Annotated in this window: 18 protein-coding genes, 1 tRNA gene and 1 pseudogene; 6 read left to right on the plus strand and 14 right to left on the minus strand. The window is 61.0% G+C overall.

Going from position 1 to position 15,580, the window contains the following annotated elements; translation table 11 throughout:
• Window positions 1-94 precede the first annotated feature (94 nt).
• A complete protein-coding gene (gene leuC, locus IYY11_RS09400; RefSeq protein WP_196403612.1) occupies window positions 95-1,507 on the plus strand; it encodes a 3-isopropylmalate dehydratase large subunit in 1,413 nt (470 codons plus the stop codon).
• A gap of 76 nt (window positions 1,508-1,583) precedes the next feature.
• Here the strand turns inward: leuC and IYY11_RS09405 are convergent, their stop codons facing one another.
• A complete protein-coding gene (locus tag IYY11_RS09405) occupies window positions 1,584-1,895 on the minus strand; it encodes a hypothetical protein (RefSeq protein WP_196403613.1) in 312 nt (103 codons plus the stop codon).
• Between the two features lie 174 nt (window positions 1,896-2,069).
• Window positions 2,070-2,363 (minus strand): hypothetical protein, encoded by a 294-nt coding sequence (locus tag IYY11_RS09410; protein WP_196403614.1) that lies wholly within the window; start codon window positions 2,361-2,363, stop codon window positions 2,070-2,072.
• A gap of 90 nt (window positions 2,364-2,453) precedes the next feature.
• On the opposite strand from IYY11_RS09410, the gene IYY11_RS09415 reads away from it, so the two are divergent.
• Window positions 2,454-2,867: a metallopeptidase family protein gene (locus IYY11_RS09415; RefSeq protein ID WP_196403615.1), complete on the plus strand. Its 414-nt coding sequence runs from the start codon at window positions 2,454-2,456 to the stop codon at window positions 2,865-2,867.
• Here the strand turns inward: IYY11_RS09415 and IYY11_RS09420 are convergent, their stop codons facing one another.
• The 4 genes from IYY11_RS09420 to IYY11_RS22415 all read right to left on the minus strand — a co-directional run bounded on the left by IYY11_RS09420 (window position 2,868) and on the right by IYY11_RS22415 (window position 5,323).
• Window positions 2,868-3,332 (minus strand): redoxin domain-containing protein, encoded by a 465-nt coding sequence (locus IYY11_RS09420; protein ID WP_196403616.1) that lies wholly within the window; start codon window positions 3,330-3,332, stop codon window positions 2,868-2,870. It lies immediately after the preceding gene.
• Between the two features lie 144 nt (window positions 3,333-3,476).
• A complete protein-coding gene (locus tag IYY11_RS09425) occupies window positions 3,477-4,436 on the minus strand; it encodes an FkbM family methyltransferase (RefSeq protein WP_196403617.1) in 960 nt (319 codons plus the stop codon).
• Between the two features lie 146 nt (window positions 4,437-4,582).
• Window positions 4,583-4,954, minus strand: coding sequence for a hypothetical protein (locus IYY11_RS09430; protein WP_196403618.1), 372 nt, complete (start codon window positions 4,952-4,954; stop codon window positions 4,583-4,585).
• Window positions 4,955-5,113: 159 nt separating this feature from the next.
• Window positions 5,114-5,323 (minus strand): hypothetical protein, encoded by a 210-nt coding sequence (locus IYY11_RS22415; RefSeq protein ID WP_210331297.1) that lies wholly within the window; start codon window positions 5,321-5,323, stop codon window positions 5,114-5,116.
• 25 nt (window positions 5,324-5,348) lie between these two features.
• On the opposite strand from IYY11_RS22415, the gene IYY11_RS09435 reads away from it, so the two are divergent.
• Window positions 5,349-6,470, plus strand: coding sequence for an extracellular solute-binding protein (locus IYY11_RS09435; RefSeq protein WP_246719813.1), 1,122 nt, complete (start codon window positions 5,349-5,351; stop codon window positions 6,468-6,470).
• A gap of 24 nt (window positions 6,471-6,494) precedes the next feature.
• On the opposite strand, the gene IYY11_RS09440 is transcribed toward IYY11_RS09435, so the two are convergent.
• On the minus strand, window positions 6,495-7,328 hold the full coding sequence (locus tag IYY11_RS09440; protein ID WP_196403620.1) for a hypothetical protein: 834 nt from the start codon (window positions 7,326-7,328) through the stop codon (window positions 6,495-6,497).
• Between the two features lie 20 nt (window positions 7,329-7,348).
• Between IYY11_RS09440 and IYY11_RS09445 the strand changes: the two genes are divergently transcribed.
• Window positions 7,349-7,591: a hypothetical protein gene (locus tag IYY11_RS09445; protein ID WP_196403621.1), complete on the plus strand. Its 243-nt coding sequence runs from the start codon at window positions 7,349-7,351 to the stop codon at window positions 7,589-7,591.
• 188 nt (window positions 7,592-7,779) lie between these two features.
• Here IYY11_RS09445 and IYY11_RS09450 read toward each other — a convergent pair whose 3' ends face one another.
• The 6 genes and pseudogenes from IYY11_RS09450 to IYY11_RS09470 form a co-directional block, all read right to left on the minus strand.
• Entirely contained in the window at window positions 7,780-8,073 is a 294-nt protein-coding gene (locus IYY11_RS09450; RefSeq protein WP_196403622.1) for a hypothetical protein, read from the minus strand.
• A gap of 421 nt (window positions 8,074-8,494) precedes the next feature.
• Window positions 8,495-8,836 carry a hypothetical protein gene (locus tag IYY11_RS09455; protein WP_196403623.1) on the minus strand — a complete coding sequence of 114 codons (342 nt, stop codon included), beginning with the start codon at window positions 8,834-8,836 and terminating at the stop codon, window positions 8,495-8,497.
• Window positions 8,837-9,156: 320 nt separating this feature from the next.
• A pseudogene (locus tag IYY11_RS22985) lies at window positions 9,157-9,303 on the minus strand (conjugal transfer protein TraI); the annotation flags it as partial.
• 34 nt (window positions 9,304-9,337) lie between these two features.
• A tRNA-Asn gene (locus tag IYY11_RS09460) sits at window positions 9,338-9,413 on the minus strand.
• A gap of 114 nt (window positions 9,414-9,527) precedes the next feature.
• Window positions 9,528-10,436 (minus strand): sugar kinase, encoded by a 909-nt coding sequence (locus IYY11_RS09465; protein ID WP_196403624.1) that lies wholly within the window; start codon window positions 10,434-10,436, stop codon window positions 9,528-9,530.
• A gap of 86 nt (window positions 10,437-10,522) precedes the next feature.
• Window positions 10,523-10,861: an iron-sulfur cluster assembly accessory protein gene (locus IYY11_RS09470; protein ID WP_026222934.1), complete on the minus strand. Its 339-nt coding sequence runs from the start codon at window positions 10,859-10,861 to the stop codon at window positions 10,523-10,525.
• 187 nt (window positions 10,862-11,048) lie between these two features.
• On the opposite strand from IYY11_RS09470, the gene dgt reads away from it, so the two are divergent.
• Complete coding sequence (gene dgt, locus IYY11_RS09475) at window positions 11,049-12,434, plus strand: dGTP triphosphohydrolase (RefSeq protein ID WP_196403677.1); 1,386 nt, start codon at window positions 11,049-11,051, stop codon at window positions 12,432-12,434.
• 479 nt (window positions 12,435-12,913) lie between these two features.
• Here the strand turns inward: dgt and IYY11_RS09480 are convergent, their stop codons facing one another.
• Window positions 12,914-13,348: a DUF429 domain-containing protein gene (locus IYY11_RS09480; RefSeq protein WP_196403625.1), complete on the minus strand. Its 435-nt coding sequence runs from the start codon at window positions 13,346-13,348 to the stop codon at window positions 12,914-12,916.
• Between the two features lie 427 nt (window positions 13,349-13,775).
• On the opposite strand from IYY11_RS09480, the gene argS reads away from it, so the two are divergent.
• A complete protein-coding gene (gene argS, locus IYY11_RS09485) occupies window positions 13,776-15,557 on the plus strand; it encodes an arginine--tRNA ligase (protein ID WP_196403626.1) in 1,782 nt (593 codons plus the stop codon).
• Window positions 15,558-15,580: the final 23 nt, after the last annotated feature.

Genomic DNA, 15,580 nt, shown 5'->3' on the forward strand with positions numbered 1-15,580 from the left:
CCTTGTCCTAGGAGACGCGGCCTGCGGCCGCTCTCAGGACGAGGAAATCAATCAGCGAGCCGGATCGCGAGAAGCCAGCAAGAGGAAGAGATAAATGTCCAAAGCCGCGCCCCGCACCGTTTACGACAAGATCTGGGACGACCATGTCGTCGACCACAAGGATGATGGCGCGTCCCTGCTCTATATCGATCGCCACCTCGTGCATGAGGTGACGAGTCCGCAGGCGTTCGAAGGCTTGCGCATGACCGGCAGATCTGTCCGCGCCCCGCAACGGACGCTCGCCGTCGTCGATCATAATGTGCCGACCACCGATCGCTCTTTGCCGATTGAAGATTCCGAGAGCAGGGCGCAGGTCGAACAGCTTGCGCTCAACGCGCGCGAGTTCGGCGTCGAATATTACGACGAGCACGACCGGCGCCAGGGCGTCGTGCATATCGTCGGCCCGGAGCAAGGCTTCACGCTGCCCGGCATGACGATCGTCTGCGGCGACAGTCATACTTCGACTCACGGCGCCTTTGGCGCGCTCGCGCATGGCATCGGCACGTCGGAAGTCGAGCATGTGCTCGCAACCCAGACGCTGATCCAGAATAAGGCGGCCAATATGCTGGTGCAGGTCGACGGCAAGCTCGCCGACGGCGCCACCGCGAAAGACATCATCCTCGCGATCATTGGCAAGATCGGCACCGCCGGCGGCACCGGACACGTCATCGAATATGCAGGCGAAGCGATCCGCGACCTGTCGATGGAAGGCCGTATGACGGTCTGCAACATGTCGATCGAAGGCGGCGCCCGCGCCGGGCTCGTCGCGCCGGACGAGAAAACTTTCGCCTACCTGAAGGATCGCCCAAAAGGTCCAAAGGGCGAAGCGTTCGACATGGCCCGCAAATATTGGGAGACGCTGTACACGGACGAGGGCGCGCATTTCGATAAGATCGTCAGGCTCGACGCCAGCAATCTGCCGCCGATCGTGACCTGGGGCACCTCGCCTGAAGACATCGCGACCATCGATGGATTCGTGCCCACCCCCGACAGCGCGAAGACGCCGCAAAAGCGCGCCGCCATCGAACGCGCGCTCGACTATATGGGGCTGAGGGGCGGCGAACGCATCACCGACATCGAGATCGACCGCGTGTTCATCGGCTCCTGCACCAACGGCCGTATCGAAGATTTGCGTGCGGCGGCGAAGATGGTCGAGGGAAAGAGCGTCGCCGAACGCATCAACGCGATGGTTGTGCCGGGATCGGGTCTCGTAAAGGCGCAGGCGGAAGCGGAGGGTCTCGACAAGATCTTTACCGCCGCCGGCTTCGAATGGCGGGAGCCGGGCTGCTCCATGTGTCTGGCGATGAATCCCGACCGTTTGGCGCCGGGCGAGCGCTGCGCCTCGACGTCCAATCGCAATTTCGAGGGACGACAGGGCTTTAAGGGCCGAACCCACCTCGTCTCCCCGGCGATGGCGGCCGCAGCGGCAGTCGCCGGACGCTTGGTGGACGTGCGCGGCTGGCGCTAATCAAAAAGCAGCGACGCCGCAACCTCGCTGCTGGCGTCGCAAAAAAGCAGAGCGGAGAGCCGCGACTGAAAGCGCGTCAGTCGTCGTCGTCCGGCGCGTTCTGATCCAAATCTGGATCGTTTCGCCATTGATCGTCGCTCCAGGGACGCGTGTCGCGCCACATGCGATCGCCGCCGCCGCCACGACCCCAATAGTCGCCCCGCTCGCCTCCCAAGCCCTGATCGCTCAAGCCCTGATTGCTCAAGCCCTGATCGCGGTCATCTGCTTTCTGCATAAGACCATGGTCCGCCTGCGTCAGGCGCGCGGGAAAAAACTGCGCAGAGGCAACTGCGGACTGCGCGAACCCGAAAGCGCCAAGCGCAAGCGCCGCGATCGACAGTCTATTCATGAGTTTTCTCCTCCCGATATGATCCTGCCTGAACATCGCATCGCGCCCGATTGTTCCTGTGTGATCGCGCGGATTCGCGGCGTCGCCCTGGCTCGCCCTGGCCGGGCCAAGGAAAAGAGGCGCCCGCATTGCGGACGCCCCTATGGGTCACGCCTTGCGTCGAGTGGCTTTCGCTTAGTCGCGGTCGCGTCCGCGATGATCGTTGTCCCAGTCGCGCTTGTGCCCGCCGCGCCATTTGTCGTCGCGCCAGGAGCGGTTTTCACGTCCCCAGAACCCGCGACGATTGTGATCCCAGCCGCGATGATAACCGCGGTCCTTCCAGTCCCCGTCACGATCGCGCACGTTCTGCACGAGGCCGTCATTGGTCCGGATCATGCCCGACACAGGAGAGGCGGCGGGCGCCGACACCGCGGATTGCGCAAACCCGAAAGCGCCAAGCGCAAGCGCCGCGATCAACAGCTTATTCATGAGTGAGCTCCTATGATGGTGATCCTGCCTAACACCGCGTGGCGCCGATTGTTCCTAGCGGTGGCGGCATATGCCTGCGATGATCTGACGATGATTGAACAGGACTGGAGCCGCCTAAGACCGCCGACGCTTGCCGATATGGAAGCGCTCGCGGATGCGGCCTATGCGACTCTGCCGACAAGCTTCACGCGATTGTGCGAAGGTCTCGTCATCCGCGTCGAGGATTTTCCCGACGAGGAAACGCTCGACGATATGCAATGTGAAAGCGAATACGATCTTCTGGGTCTCTTTCGCGGGCGCGGCCTCACGCAGGGCGCGCATCTCTCCGAGACGGGCGAACAGCCGAACATGATCTGGCTCTATCGACGACCGATGCTCGACTATTGGGCCGATAGCGAAGATACGCTCGGAGCCATCGTCACCCATGTGCTCGTGCATGAGATCGGCCACCATTTCGGATTGACCGACGCCGATATGGAGGAGATTGAACGGCGCGCCGAATAGTTAGGGCGCGGGTTCGGCGAGCAGCGTTCCGATGATGGCGCCAAGCGCCATGTCGTCCTCTTGTCCAAAGCCGTGATGACGAATGCCGCCGTCGCGGCCGATCAGGATCGCTGTTGGCGTTCCGCGCATTGCATAGCGCGCCATGGTGATGGGAATCGGCCCGCTCTCTGCGGGCTCGTCGACGCCGATGGGAAATGTCAGCCGATATTCATGGATGAAGGCTTCGAGCGACACCGGCGTCATCGCCGCGTGATGTTCGAACACCGTGTGCAGGCCGATGACGGCGAGGCCGGACTCGCGGAACAGCGCATGCGCGCGCTGCGCTTGCGGCGTGCCATGCGCGACACAGCCGGGACACAGCATTTGAAACGCGTGCAGCATGACCACGCGCCCGCGGAGCGCTGCGAGCGTGATCGGCGTCGGCGTATTGAACCAGCGCGATACGGCAAGTTCCGGCGCCTGCACTCATGCCTCCTGCTTGGCCGAGCCGGCCTGCTCGTGGATTGCCGCCAATCATTAGTGCCTGGAAATGCGATTGCGACGCGTCAATCAAGCGGTCACGACGCCTTTTTGGATGGAACCCCTCGGGGACCAACTCTCACATGGCGCTCACAAGATCAAAATATCGGTTTGCTGCTCGCCATACCCAATTTCATCAAATAGCAACCGAAGTTCATTGATCGGACGACGACGGTCCGGCTGAGCGAGATCATAGAAGATTTCATATCCGGCGACGCTTTCAAGAAGCGGTTCAATGCTTCCTGACCGCTCCAGCCCGTAAGGCCAAAATTCTATGCATAGTGGCGTCTTGGATTCGAGCAGCGCCCGGGCGCCGCGGAGCACGTGACCTTCAAAGCCTTGCACATCGATCCAAAGCAGCGCTTCGTCCACGTCCTGCACGCTTAGGATGTCATCAAGGCGCTTCGATTGCACCTGAATCCGCTCGCAGGACGAAGACGACTGGCTTTGCGCATTGGAGCCGATTGCTATGCGATGGTCTCCCCAGTTGTCCGTGGACAACTCCAGTTCCAGCGCCTCCTCGGGCTGAGCGCCAGCGGCCATCTCAAAAATCGCGATCCGATCTTGAACACCATTCAATGCGGCGTTTGCCCGTAACAATCTGCAATTTAGTGGGTGTGGTTCGATCGCGATAGCTCTGGCGAAGTGGCCGCGCGCAACAGCTGGAATGCAAATCGATCCCAGATTCGCGCCAACATCGACAAGTACGGTCGGCCGACGTCCTTTTTGCGCGATGATGTCGATGGACGCTAACAGCTTCTGGAAATCGCGTTGCTCTCCTCCGAGGAAAAGCTCTCGGCTGATATGTTTATCGCGACAATTGATGACGTAATGCTCGGAACTTGAGCCTACGCAGAAGAGGCTCAAATTCGACCGTTCCGAAATCTCGTCGAATAGGCGCCAACGTCGCCATGTCTCGGTCTGTTCAAGAGATCTGACGACGATTTCTTCAAGCCTGGATGAAATCGAGGCTTTAAGAGTGGCCGGAAGCCATTTGAGCAGAGAATCTGCGAACGAACCGCTGATGATTCTATCGGATAGATAAAGCATGCGAGTTTGGTAACACATAGGCCTTTTTGGCTCAAGCCAGACCAAATTTGATCAAGTTTGGTTGGAGAAGCAGTGAGTCGCTTTGAAGGGCGTGGGCTGCGGAGGGGCTACCGCCTGATTGTCTATTATGAGCAATGACATTGCGATCACGTCCGCCGATCATCATCCAGGTCTCTTCCGACTTCGCTTTGGCGTTCGAAAGCTTCTTTTTCGAACGGAATATTGCGGTAGGCGGCGTCGTGATTGCGCAAGCGCCAAAGGTTCGAAAGATAGTCGCGGAAATAGATCAGATAGAAACGCGCGATCCCGTGCCGATTGATCTGCTCCTGGTGAATGAGTTCATGCCGAAAGAGCGTCTGTGAAACCTCCGACTCGTCGCCCTTAAAGAGGATCGTGCGTCCAACCACCATCCCACGATAATTGCGCACGAATGGGAGTCTGAAAACCCAATGACGATAGCGCACGCGGAGCGGCCGACGCATCCAGCGTTTTTCGGCTGAAATTTCGCGCGATCGCATGAGCGCGCTCTCCTCAATTCGGGCGTCAATCTCGGCTGGCGAGTTGATGTCAGTCTCGTCCTTTCGGGTCAAGCGTTCGGCCTTATTCGCTGAGTCGCCCCGACTGCGGAAGTGACGGCGGGGCGTTTTGCTTGGCGCGTCCCGGCGCGCGGCTCAGCTTCACTTTGATGAAAAACTCGCGATCATCCGGCATCCGGATAGAGAGATTCTGTTTGCGCATTGCCGCGACGGCAGCGGCGCATAGATATTTGGTTGCAAGACGCCCGCCATGGGGTTCTCGACAGGAAGATCAGAGCGTTCCCCAATGAATCCCACAAGCGTGCTTAGAGTCGCGCTGAGCAGCATCGCGTTGTCGTTCTCTTGCTGCATCCTTCCCGCTATCAGCCAAGAAAGGATGGTCAACGTTTTGGGCTGGGGCGACTACGTCGATCCCCGTGTGCTGAGAGATTTCACCAGGACGACCGGCATTGAGGTGACTTACGAGAGCTACAGTTCTGACGAGAGCTTAGAAACAATGCTTCAGCCTGGGAACCGGGCTTTTGACGTCGTGATCGTCTCGAGTGGCGTGTTGCGAAAGCAGATCGCCAGAGGCCTCTATCAGAAGCTCGACAAGAGCAAGCTTCCCAACGCCGTCAATCTTTGGCCAGAGATTATGGAGCGCCTTGCCACCTATGACCCCGGGAACGAACACGCGGTCAATTATGCGTGGTTTGCGATGGGGATCGCCTACGACGTCGGAAAGGCCCGGGAGCTCATGGGCAGGGAACTCGCGGGAAAGGCCCCGCCGTCGGCGGATTTCTCGTTCGACTCATGGGGGTTACTCTTCCAGCAAAAAAATTTGAAGAAATTGTCGGCATGCGGGGTGGGACTATTGGACAGTCCTGAAGATTTATCTTCAGCTGCGCTGCAATATCTGTGGTCCAACTGGCGACTTTCGCCGGGTTTGGATCGACGCACGGACGGCATGCGCGCCGCCGAGCTTTTGACCGCCGTCCGGCGCGACAGCAAACGTCTCGACTCTCGCGACTATGTCAACGCGCTGGTCAACGGCGACGTCTGCGTCGCGGTCGGCTTTTCCCTGGATAGCCTGCGCGCCCGCTACACAGCCGGCATGGTGAAGGAATTCGTCGAGATCGACTTTTTCATCCCCCGAGAGGGCGCTCCTATTCGACTCGACAATCTCGTCATACCGATGGACGCTCCACACGTCGAAGAAGCATACAAATTCATCGACTTTCTTCTGCTGCCTGAAATCGCGGCCCGCAATACGAATTTCATTGGCGTCGCCAACGGCGTCCTCGCCTCGAAATCCTTGGTCGATGGGAGCATCTCGAGAAACAAGTCGATATACCCGGACGCCGCCATGATGAAGCGTCTGGTCGCTCCTCAACTCGATGACGGCGCGCGCGAGACCGGACAGACGGTCAGTCGCGAAGGAACGCCGAAGGGAAGGGGAGCTACGATGTGGGGACTTGGCCGGCGAGTCTCCAAGCCGGCGAGGTCGTCCATCTTCTAAAGGCCAACTGCGGGGCGTCCTTGCCTACGGGCCTCCGCCGACAGGTTTTTCCGCGCGCTCGGCGGTTGTTGGGACCGATGTCGAGAGACACATCGTTGGACGAAGCTTTTCGATCGTTACGATGGCCTTCTGCGAGGCCTGCATTTTCTCGTTGAGATCGAAAATCTGTTGCCGCGTGGCGGCGACATCCTTCAAGTCAGCCTCAAGCGTGTCGTTCATCGACTTCAGTATGTCCGCCGAGTGGGGCATATCGCTCAGATTCACCTGTTTCAGGTTCTGCTCGACTTTCATGGCGCAACTGATGCGCCGGTCGTATTCGGTCCTCAAGTCCTTAAATCTCGCGCCGAAAGTGCCCGCCTTTGTCAAATCCGCCGAAAGCGCGTCGGGCCTGATGCGACAGATCGCATCGACATTGCCGACCGCGAGATATTTGGCCTCGATGATGTGTCCGTACTCGTTGTTGAGCTTTTTGGCTTCATCCAAGAGCGTATTAAGGCTGCAAACGAATTGCTCACGCCCGCGATAGCAGCTGTCCAATCTGATCGCGCCCTTGGCGCCTGGCAACGTTAAGCTTGCCGTTCCATTCGAGTCGCAGGCTGCCAGCGCCGCCGCCAGAGCCCCGCTGCTGCTTGCTGAGTTCACGTCTTCCGGAGCTTCATCCTGAAGTCGATCTTCCGAACGGCGGACGCCGTGATGGCGATATTCGCGCCGAGCGATTTGTTGCGGCTCATAGGCCGGTTCAGCCCAAGCGGCGCTTGGCGCGCGTCCGACGGACGAGGGGCCGATCAGCACAAGGAGCGCGGCTCCCGCCACGAGCTGCGCCGCCGCTAGAGTTTTTCTGTTCAGAATGGCCATCATCGGGCCCTCTCGGATTTTCAATGCCCGACGAAATCAGGCTCAATACTGCAAACATTGTCTTGCTTCAGCAAATGGCAACTCATGGCGCGTGCATTGAAACAATTGATGCAATGTTCAAAGGACGTGCCCCACATACAAAGATTGCCGCCCGTGTCCGGGGAGAAGCGCAGGCGCTCGTTGAAATCAGCCCGAGGGGCGCCTCCATCGCTTGGGACGGGCGCGACGCCCCGACGCCGGCAGGCGTTCGCCTTCGAAAAAATTGAAGTTTTGGAAGCGGCTCTGCTGTCCGCCGGAAGCCGAAGCCGGGCGCCAGGCCTGCGCATCAGGACCAAGCCCTGCGGACGCGCAGGGCAGAGCCTAGGGCGGGGACGCCATTCGCGTCACGCCGCGCCTAACCGGCGAGGCGGATTTCCCGCGTCGAACTGGCGGAGCTGGAACCCCGCCGCCCGATTCACAAATGATGGCGATGATGATGGTGAAGATTATGATGAGGGTGGTGATGATGATGGACGACACCAGCCGATCTCGCCATCGCGGGAGCCGGTGAAGGGGCGACCGGCATAGAAGTAGTCTTTCCCGTCACGTTGTTCAGCACGTTCGTAACCGCCAGTCCCGCCTCGGCCCCCACGCGATTCACTCCAGAGGCAAGCTCTGAGATAGGATTCTGGGCTCTCGCTGCTTGAGCAGTGAGAGCAAAGCCGACCATCAAGCCAAATACCAACCCAGCATTCTTAAAGCGCGCCATGCGAACCTCCCTGTTTCTCTCTGCAAAATGGGTCTCATCAATAATTGGCGGCCGCGGCCGAGCCAATGCCTTTGGGCCGGCGACGACCGAGTTTTTTAGCGAGCCGCTGGCCGAGCGCATTTACCGCGCCGGTTGGCCCGCCTCGGCGGCGCGCAGCGAAGGATATTTGCGCCTACTGACATATTTTAGGGGCGAAACGAAGGCGGCGGCGGTCTGCGGAAGGTCTCCCGAGCGTCGACGAAACGCGCCAACCGGGAGGAGCGGACCTCAGACGCGCATCGGCATTCGGTGCTTCAACGCAGCGCGCCGGAACGGATAAGCGTGAAGGTGCGGAACCCTCACCTCCCCAAGATCGCCGGCGAGCGGATCCCGGAAGCGGAAGCACGGCGGCGCATGAGAGACGTGAGAATCTGCCACTTTCTCACGCTGGCTCACCTTTCGCCGAACGCGATGGCACGAGCTGACAAGGGATCGCCCGCCGGACCCACTCGCCCTCGCGATGAATTTTTCCGCTGGCCGGGACGGGCGCCTCTACGGAAGCAGCAGCCTTGTTTCCGTCGTCGCTCGACCAGGCCTCGATCAGGTTCTCTCCGTCGTAAAGCTCGACCCGGTGATTGTCGGTGGAGTTTTTGTAGCGCGCCACGACGCCGCCGAAATTGCTGAGCGCCCGGCTGGCGTCGCGATCTCGCAGCGTTCCGAGTTGCTTCGCGCCCTTCCAGATGACGATGTTGAAACGTGGTTCGCTCGATTGATTGGCATTCATTTTTGCAGCCCTGATTTCGAATCGCCTGTGTTCATGCTTGCATAATTCGCGCAGCTTAAATTCACTCGGTCGTGTTCAAAAACCCGTCCGAAGGCAGAGGCAAGCTCTTTCTTGCGGAACCGAAAAAATACAGTTAAACCAACGTCTTGGCAAAAATCGTTCTAAACGAGGGAAACAAAGGCATGCGGCTCGCAAACATGCCGAAGCGCCTGGCGATGCTTTTGCTCAAAGAGGAAATTATTGTGCGACCTAGTTCTGGCCCCGAACGCTGGCGAGACTGCCCGACCTGCTACAGGGGACATGAATTCGGTAGCGACTGCTTGCGGGATCAGTCTGAAACTTCCCGTCGGCGTCATAGATGCTTTCGGTCACTTGTGCGGTAATCTGCCGGGAAGATCGGAACGTATGTCAGAGACGAGGGCCGGAATGACGGCGCCGGCTTGCCGCACATAGCGGGAGGCGGCCGCATTCACGCATGGCGTTCGCAATTTCGTTCCGAGATGGCTCCCCGAGTAGGACTCGAACCTACGACCTAGCGATTAACAGTCGCGTGCTCTACCAGCTGAGCTATCGGGGAATGCGGTCCCGCGTATACAAGGCGGGCGGCGGTTTGCCAAGCCCGCCGCGGCGACTCCGTCGTGCATAAGTGTCGGCGTCGTTCGTGCGGATGGGTGGCCGCGACGGATGGGGCTCACACCGGGCTGAGCGCGTCCGCCGGCGCAAAGGCCGCGAGCGCCGCCGCGACGTCGTCGGGCGAGGGCAGCCCCGCCTCATTGCCGAGATGCTGGATTTTGTGCGCCGACGCGGCGCGGGCGAATTCAAAGTGCTCCCGCCAGGGCGCGTCCGGCCGCTCGAGATAGGAGGCGCAATAGGCGCCGTGAAAGACGTCGCCGGCGCCGGACGTATCGACGATGAGTTCGTGCGGCACGGAGAGCGAGGGCATCTGCGAAATCTCGCCGTCCTCGTCATACCACAACATGCCCTTTTCGCCGGTCGTCACCCCGCCGATCCGGCAGCCCTTGGATTTCAGCCAGCCGAGCATGTCGAGTTCCGACAAGGACATTTGCTCGCAGAGCTTTTCGGCCACCACCGCGACGTCGACGTAACCTGTCAGCTCCTCGATGCAGGGCCGCAGCGCGCCGCCGTCAAGCGAGACGAGAGCGCCGCGCGCCCGAGCCCCCTTCGCGTAATGGAGCGCGGCGTCGGCCATATGCCCATCGAGATGGAGAAGCCGCGTTTCCGAAATGTCGAGGCGCGGCACACCCTGCAGATAAGCGTCGTCGCGCGCGCGCAGGATCGCCCGCTTGCCGTCATTGGGCCAGACGAACGACAGCGACGAGCGCGCCACCCGTCGCGGATGGACATCGATCCCGTAAGTATGGGCCATGTCCATGAACATGTGGCCGAGCCAGTCGGGCGCGAGCGTAGTCAAGAGATCGACGGGATGGCCGAGCTTGGCGCAGGCGAAGCCGGCGGTGACGGCGTTGCCGCCGAAACTCACCGCATAGTCGCGCGCTAACGCCTTCTGGTCGCCCGAGGGCATGCGCTCGGCGCGCATGGTGACGTCAATATAGGCATGGCCAATGAAGAGAGCGTCCAAGGCTGAGACTCCCAAGATGGCGCCGAGCGGTCGCCGCAAAATGATCCCGCAGCAGCGTGACGCACGCTTGCAACGCGACTGTGGCGTCAGACCGAAAAGCTGGTGCCGCAGCCGCAGGAGGAGACGGCGTTGGGATTAACGACGCGGAAGGACTGTCCCATAAGATCGTCGACAAAGTCGATGCTGGCGCCGGCGAGAAAGCCAATGGACGCGGGGTCGATCGCGACCCGGGCGCCGGCGTGCTCAAGGAGCGCATCCTCCGCGCCCGGGGCGGAATCCACCGCGAAATGATATTGGAAGCCGGAGCAGCCGCCGCCCTCGACTGAAACGCGAAACACCGCGCCGGGCGACTCATTGGCGAGAATCGCGTGAATGCGCCGCGCCGCTTGATCGGTGAGCGCGATATCGCTTGCCGCCGTAGTCATCCGTTTCTCCGTCACTTGCCTGCGCGGGCCGTCGCGAGTTACTGCGGGCGCACGCCCGATCGAAAGAAACTCGCCCGAAATCCGAAATTCGGCATATCCCATTCTACGGCGGCCCGGCCGTTTGCGGGATATGCTCTCTGCGGCAAGATAGGTCCAAACCTGAGGCGTTTCAATGAAAGGCGCGCATATGGCGGTTCGCGGCCCTCTCGCGGCATACGCCAGCGACGCCGCGCGCTCGCGCGGCCGGCTCTATGCAGAGGCGCCCTCGCCGACGCGCAGCGAATTCCAGCGCGATCGCGACCGAATCATCCACTGCACCGCCTTTCGCCGGCTCGCGCATAAGACCCAGGTCTTCGTGCCCCTCGACGGCGATCATTTCCGAACCCGCCTGACCCATACGATCGAGGTCGGGCAGATCGCCCGCGCGCTCGCCCGCGCCCTGCGCTGCGACGAGGATCTGGCGGAGGCCGTGGCGCTCGCTCATGACCTCGGCCATACGCCGTTCGGCCACGCGGGCGAGGGCGCGCTCGAGGCCTGCATGGCGCCCTATGGCGGGTTTGATCACAACGCTCAGGCGCTGCGCGTCGTGACGCTGCTCGAGCGCCGTTACGCGCGCTATGACGGTCTCGATCTGACCTGGGAGACGCTGGAAGGCATCGTCAAGCACAATGGACCGCTCTTGAAGCGCGATGCAGATCCCGATCTGCTTCTCCCTCATCCTGAGGAGCGAGCGACGCTGGCGTCTCGAAGGAAGAGGGAGAGCGCCGAGTCCGAAGCGCACGGCGCCTCGTCCTTCGAGACGCCGCCTTCGATCTCGGGCTTGCCCGAGATCGACATTCAAATTCGCAAGTCGGGTAAACCCGACTTGCGGGCCGCTCCTCAGGATGAGGAGCCCGTGGCTGGCGTGGCGAGTGTTCGTCCACAGTCGGGCTATATCGCGGCGTTCGACGCTGCCTTTCCGCTCGATCTCTCGACCTTCGCCAGCGTTGAGGCGCAGGCCGCGGCTCAGGCCGACGATATCGCCTATATCGGCCATGACATCGACGACGGCCTGCGCGCCGAACTGTTTTCGCTCGACGACATCGCGCGCACGCCCTTCATTGCAGGGGTGCTCGCGCATGTCCGCGACGAACATCCCGGCCTCGAACGGCCGCGCGTCATTCATGAGCTGGTGCGCCGCGTCATCACCGCCTTCGTCGAGGATTCGATCGGCGAATCGCTACGGCGTTTGGCGCGTGTTTCGCCGGCGAGCGCCGATGAAGCGCGGCGGGCGGGCGAAGCCCTTGTCCGTCTCTCGCCGCCCATGGCCGAAGCCGAGCGCGACATCAAGGCTTTCCTCTTCGCCAACATGTATCGGCACGAGAAGGTCATGGGCGTCTGGGAGCGCGCGCGCGACGCGATTTCTCGGCTCTTTCCGGCCTTTTTTGAGAACCCGGAGCTGATGCCGGCGGAATGGGCGGCGCAGGCGGTCGCGTTGCAGGACGCCGATCGGGCTGTGGTGGTCGCCGATTATATCGCCGGCATGACCGACCGCTACGCGCTGAACGAAGTGAAGCGGGTGTTTGGCGGGTGAGGCTGCTCACAAATGTTTCATACGGATTCCGGCTGGTTCTTTCGCTTGGACCATGTCATTCCCGGTAGGCCGAAGGCCTGACCGGGAATCCAGAGTCGATCCGGTAGCCCCGGTTTTGTTCCGGATTCCCCATCGCGCGCTTTGCGCGCGTTCGGGAATGACATGCGAGCCGTTCAAACGGGCATTGTATCACTCCGAGCGCCATTCCAGTCTTCGTTCAGATATTCGCATCGGTACTGGGGGATCGAGTCGGATGGGACGGAGACGCCGCGCGGCTCAATGCAAGTGCTTCGCACCACAGATACCGAACCTCTCCCGCGGGAAATAGTAGATTGTTCCGGTCTCCAACGATGTCTACCCAACCCTCAGCAAGTCCTTTCTGTGTGGCCCATGCGGAGAGAGCAGCGTCGAGCTCGTGCTCTGTTTGGATATTCGATTCGGTGTAATGTCCTCGATGTACAAAGCACCGAATCGCCGTTTCAACAGACTCTGAATCCTTTTGGATCGTATCGTTTGAACCGTGCGTGCAAAAGCACCTTGGGGTGAGTCTCGTTCAAAACAAGTCCCGGCCATTTCTGGCGCAGCCTAAGGGCCAGCGCCAGTCCACCAATCGCCATCGCTCCAAACAGGCCATTAGGTGCCACAATGCTGTTCCTCACAGCACGATACGTAGCGCGAAGCTGCTGATCGCATGGTCGCATGCCGCTCTCGGATGTTGCCCAATGCAGCAATGTGTCGATGCCAGCCGCAATCGGCTTCCGCGTTCCGCACGCATCGACCGCCCACTTCATCGCATCGTCCACAGTATTGACAGTGGAGGCTTTCACGCAGTTTCCATCGAGAATGGCGACCCCAAATTTGCGGTTGCCTCCGGGGTCAAAGCCGAGATAGATGCCTTCGTGATCTCCGAACATTGAGCAGCCCTAGCCGCAGACAGCTCACTTTACCAGCCTTGCCTTCCGCAAGGCTGCGAGGGTTTCGGGTCGCGTGTCTCACGACACCCCGATTTTAGGGCGGAAAAGCCGTCCGCTTTTCTTGAATTTGCAGCGCAGCTTTTGGTTAGGCTGCGTGAAGGGATTGGACCTTCTCGCCTTTTGCGGGTCGAAATTCATCCTCCAAAAGGCACTTTTTTCGGCTGGGCTGGTTTATCGAATAGCGACGATCCGCGCGCGCGTGGTTTGAGCTGAATTGGCACGCGAAGACGCGCGCCATGGCGCTGTGCGCTTTGAAGGGAGGCCGTCGGGGAATTAGCAGTGTCGCGTTACGACCCCGCGACCGAAGGTGCGCATGGCGCCGCAGTCTGCTAAACCGCCGCGCACCTCCTTTCGCGCCCGGACCTCCATGAACATTTTCGACGACTTTCACGCTCGCATCGCCGCCATTCTCGATCGTATCGCGGCCGACGGCCGGCTGCCCAGTCTTGATCACGCGCGCTTCGTCGTCGAGCCGCCAAAGGACGCGACGCTGGGCGATCTCGCGTCGAACGCCGCCATGGTCTTCGCCAAGGAGGCGAAGCCGCATTTCGCCTCGCCGCGCGAACTGGCGGTCGAAATCGGCTACGCGCTTGCGCAATCGCCGGACGTCGCCGCGACCGAGGTCGCCGGGCCGGGCTTCATCAATATCCGGCTGAAGCCCGAGATGTTCACGCAGGTTCTACGCGCCGTGTTGCGCGATCCGCCGAATTTCGGCCGCGTCGTCAAGAGCCGGTCAAGCGCTCTGCAGGGCAAGGTGAACGTCGAATATGTCTCGGCCAATCCGACGGGGCCGATGCATGTCGGCCACGGCCGGGGCGCGGTCTTTGGCGATGCGCTCGCAAATCTCCTGGCGTTTTCGGGCTGCGCGGTGACGCGCGAATATTACATCAATGACGCCGGCGCCCAGGTCGATGTTCTGGCGCGCTCCGTTTATCTGCGCTACCGCGAGGCCCTCGGCGAGGCGATCACGATCCCCGAGGGGCTCTACCCGGGCGACTATCTGAAACCCGTCGGCGCGGCGCTCGCCAAGGCGCATAGCAAGGCGCTCGCCGGCGCGGCGGAGAGCGAGTGGCTGCCCGTCGTTCGCGCCGCCGCGATCGACGCGATGATGGAGTTGATCCGCGGCGATCTCGCCGCCTTGAACATCACGCATGAGACGTTCTTTTCCGAACGGGCCTTGCACGCGGAAAAAGACGGCGTCTCGGCGATCGACGCCGCCATCGACTGGCTGCGGGCGAAAGGCCTCGTCTATGAGGGCCGCTTGCCCCCGCCCAAAGGGCAGCTGCCCGACGACTGGGAGGATCGCGAGCAGACGCTGTTCAGATCGACGCTCTTTGGCGACGACGTGGACCGCGCCTTGAAGAAATCCGACGGCTCGCCGACCTATTTCGCGGCCGATATCGCCTATCATAAGGACAAGATCGATCGTGGATTCGACACGCTTGTCGACGTCTGGGGCGCCGATCACGGCGGCTATGTCAAACGCATGACGGCGGCCGTCGCCGCGCTCTCGGACAAGCGGGTGACGCTCGACGTCAAGCTTTGCCAGCTCGTCAAGCTGATGCGCGCCGGCGAACCGGTCAAAATGTCGAAGCGGGCCGGGGACTTCGTCACGTTGCGCGAGGTCGTCGACGAGGTCGGCGTCGACGCCGTGCGATTCATGATGCTGTATCGAAAGAATGACGCGCCGCTCGACTTCGACCTTGCCAAGGTCATCGAACAATCGAAGGACAACCCGGTCTTTTACGTCCAATACGCCCATGCGCGGGGAAAATCGGCGCTGCGCCAGGCGCTCGCCGCTTTTCCCGATATGGACCTCTCGGCTCAAAGCCTAGCCGAGGCGGATCTGGCGCTTTTAGCGGATGATGGCGAACTTGCTTTGGCCAAGATGATCGCTCAATATCCGCGGGTGATCGAGGCGGCAGCCGCGGCTCATGAGCCCCACCGGGTGGCCTTTTACCTGCACGAACTGTCGAGCGTGTTCCATTCGCATTGGAATCGCGGCAAAGATCAGCCGCACTTACGCTTTGTTAAGGCTGAAGAGAGAGAGTTAACCATCGCTCGGGTTGCGTTGGTTAGCTCTTTAACGATCGTCCTGGGGTCAGGCTTGAGGCTGCTCGGCGTGAGCGCCCCCGACGAGATGCGCTAATCGACGCCTTGAGCGGCCACGGC

The organism is Methylocystis sp. H62 (assembly GCF_015709515.1).
Classification (GTDB): domain Bacteria; phylum Pseudomonadota; class Alphaproteobacteria; order Rhizobiales; family Beijerinckiaceae; genus Methylocystis.

Excerpts from the sequence above, each read along its gene's own strand:
- leuC (WP_196403612.1), top strand. The coding sequence starts at position 95 with ATGTCCAAAGCCGCGCCCCGCACCGTTTACGACAAGATCTGGGACGAC.
- IYY11_RS09405 (WP_196403613.1), bottom strand. The coding sequence starts at position 1,895 with ATGAATAGACTGTCGATCGCGGCGCTTGCGCTTGGCGCTTTCGGGTTC.
- IYY11_RS09410 (WP_196403614.1), bottom strand. The coding sequence starts at position 2,363 with ATGAATAAGCTGTTGATCGCGGCGCTTGCGCTTGGCGCTTTCGGGTTT.
- IYY11_RS09415 (WP_196403615.1), top strand. The coding sequence starts at position 2,454 with ATGATTGAACAGGACTGGAGCCGCCTAAGACCGCCGACGCTTGCCGAT.
- IYY11_RS09425 (WP_196403617.1), bottom strand. The coding sequence starts at position 4,436 with ATGCTTTATCTATCCGATAGAATCATCAGCGGTTCGTTCGCAGATTCT.
- IYY11_RS09430 (WP_196403618.1), bottom strand. The coding sequence starts at position 4,954 with ATGCGATCGCGCGAAATTTCAGCCGAAAAACGCTGGATGCGTCGGCCG.
- IYY11_RS22415 (WP_210331297.1), bottom strand. The coding sequence starts at position 5,323 with ATGCAGCAAGAGAACGACAACGCGATGCTGCTCAGCGCGACTCTAAGC.
- IYY11_RS09435 (WP_246719813.1), top strand. The coding sequence starts at position 5,349 with ATGGTCAACGTTTTGGGCTGGGGCGACTACGTCGATCCCCGTGTGCTG.
- IYY11_RS09440 (WP_196403620.1), bottom strand. The coding sequence starts at position 7,328 with ATGATGGCCATTCTGAACAGAAAAACTCTAGCGGCGGCGCAGCTCGTG.
- IYY11_RS09445 (WP_196403621.1), top strand. The coding sequence starts at position 7,349 with ATGCCCGACGAAATCAGGCTCAATACTGCAAACATTGTCTTGCTTCAG.
- IYY11_RS09450 (WP_196403622.1), bottom strand. The coding sequence starts at position 8,073 with ATGGCGCGCTTTAAGAATGCTGGGTTGGTATTTGGCTTGATGGTCGGC.
- IYY11_RS09455 (WP_196403623.1), bottom strand. The coding sequence starts at position 8,836 with ATGAATGCCAATCAATCGAGCGAACCACGTTTCAACATCGTCATCTGG.
- IYY11_RS09470 (WP_026222934.1), bottom strand. The coding sequence starts at position 10,861 with ATGACTACGGCGGCAAGCGATATCGCGCTCACCGATCAAGCGGCGCGG.
- dgt (WP_196403677.1), top strand. The coding sequence starts at position 11,049 with ATGGCGGTTCGCGGCCCTCTCGCGGCATACGCCAGCGACGCCGCGCGC.
- IYY11_RS09480 (WP_196403625.1), bottom strand. The coding sequence starts at position 13,348 with ATGTTCGGAGATCACGAAGGCATCTATCTCGGCTTTGACCCCGGAGGC.
- argS (WP_196403626.1), top strand. The coding sequence starts at position 13,776 with ATGAACATTTTCGACGACTTTCACGCTCGCATCGCCGCCATTCTCGAT.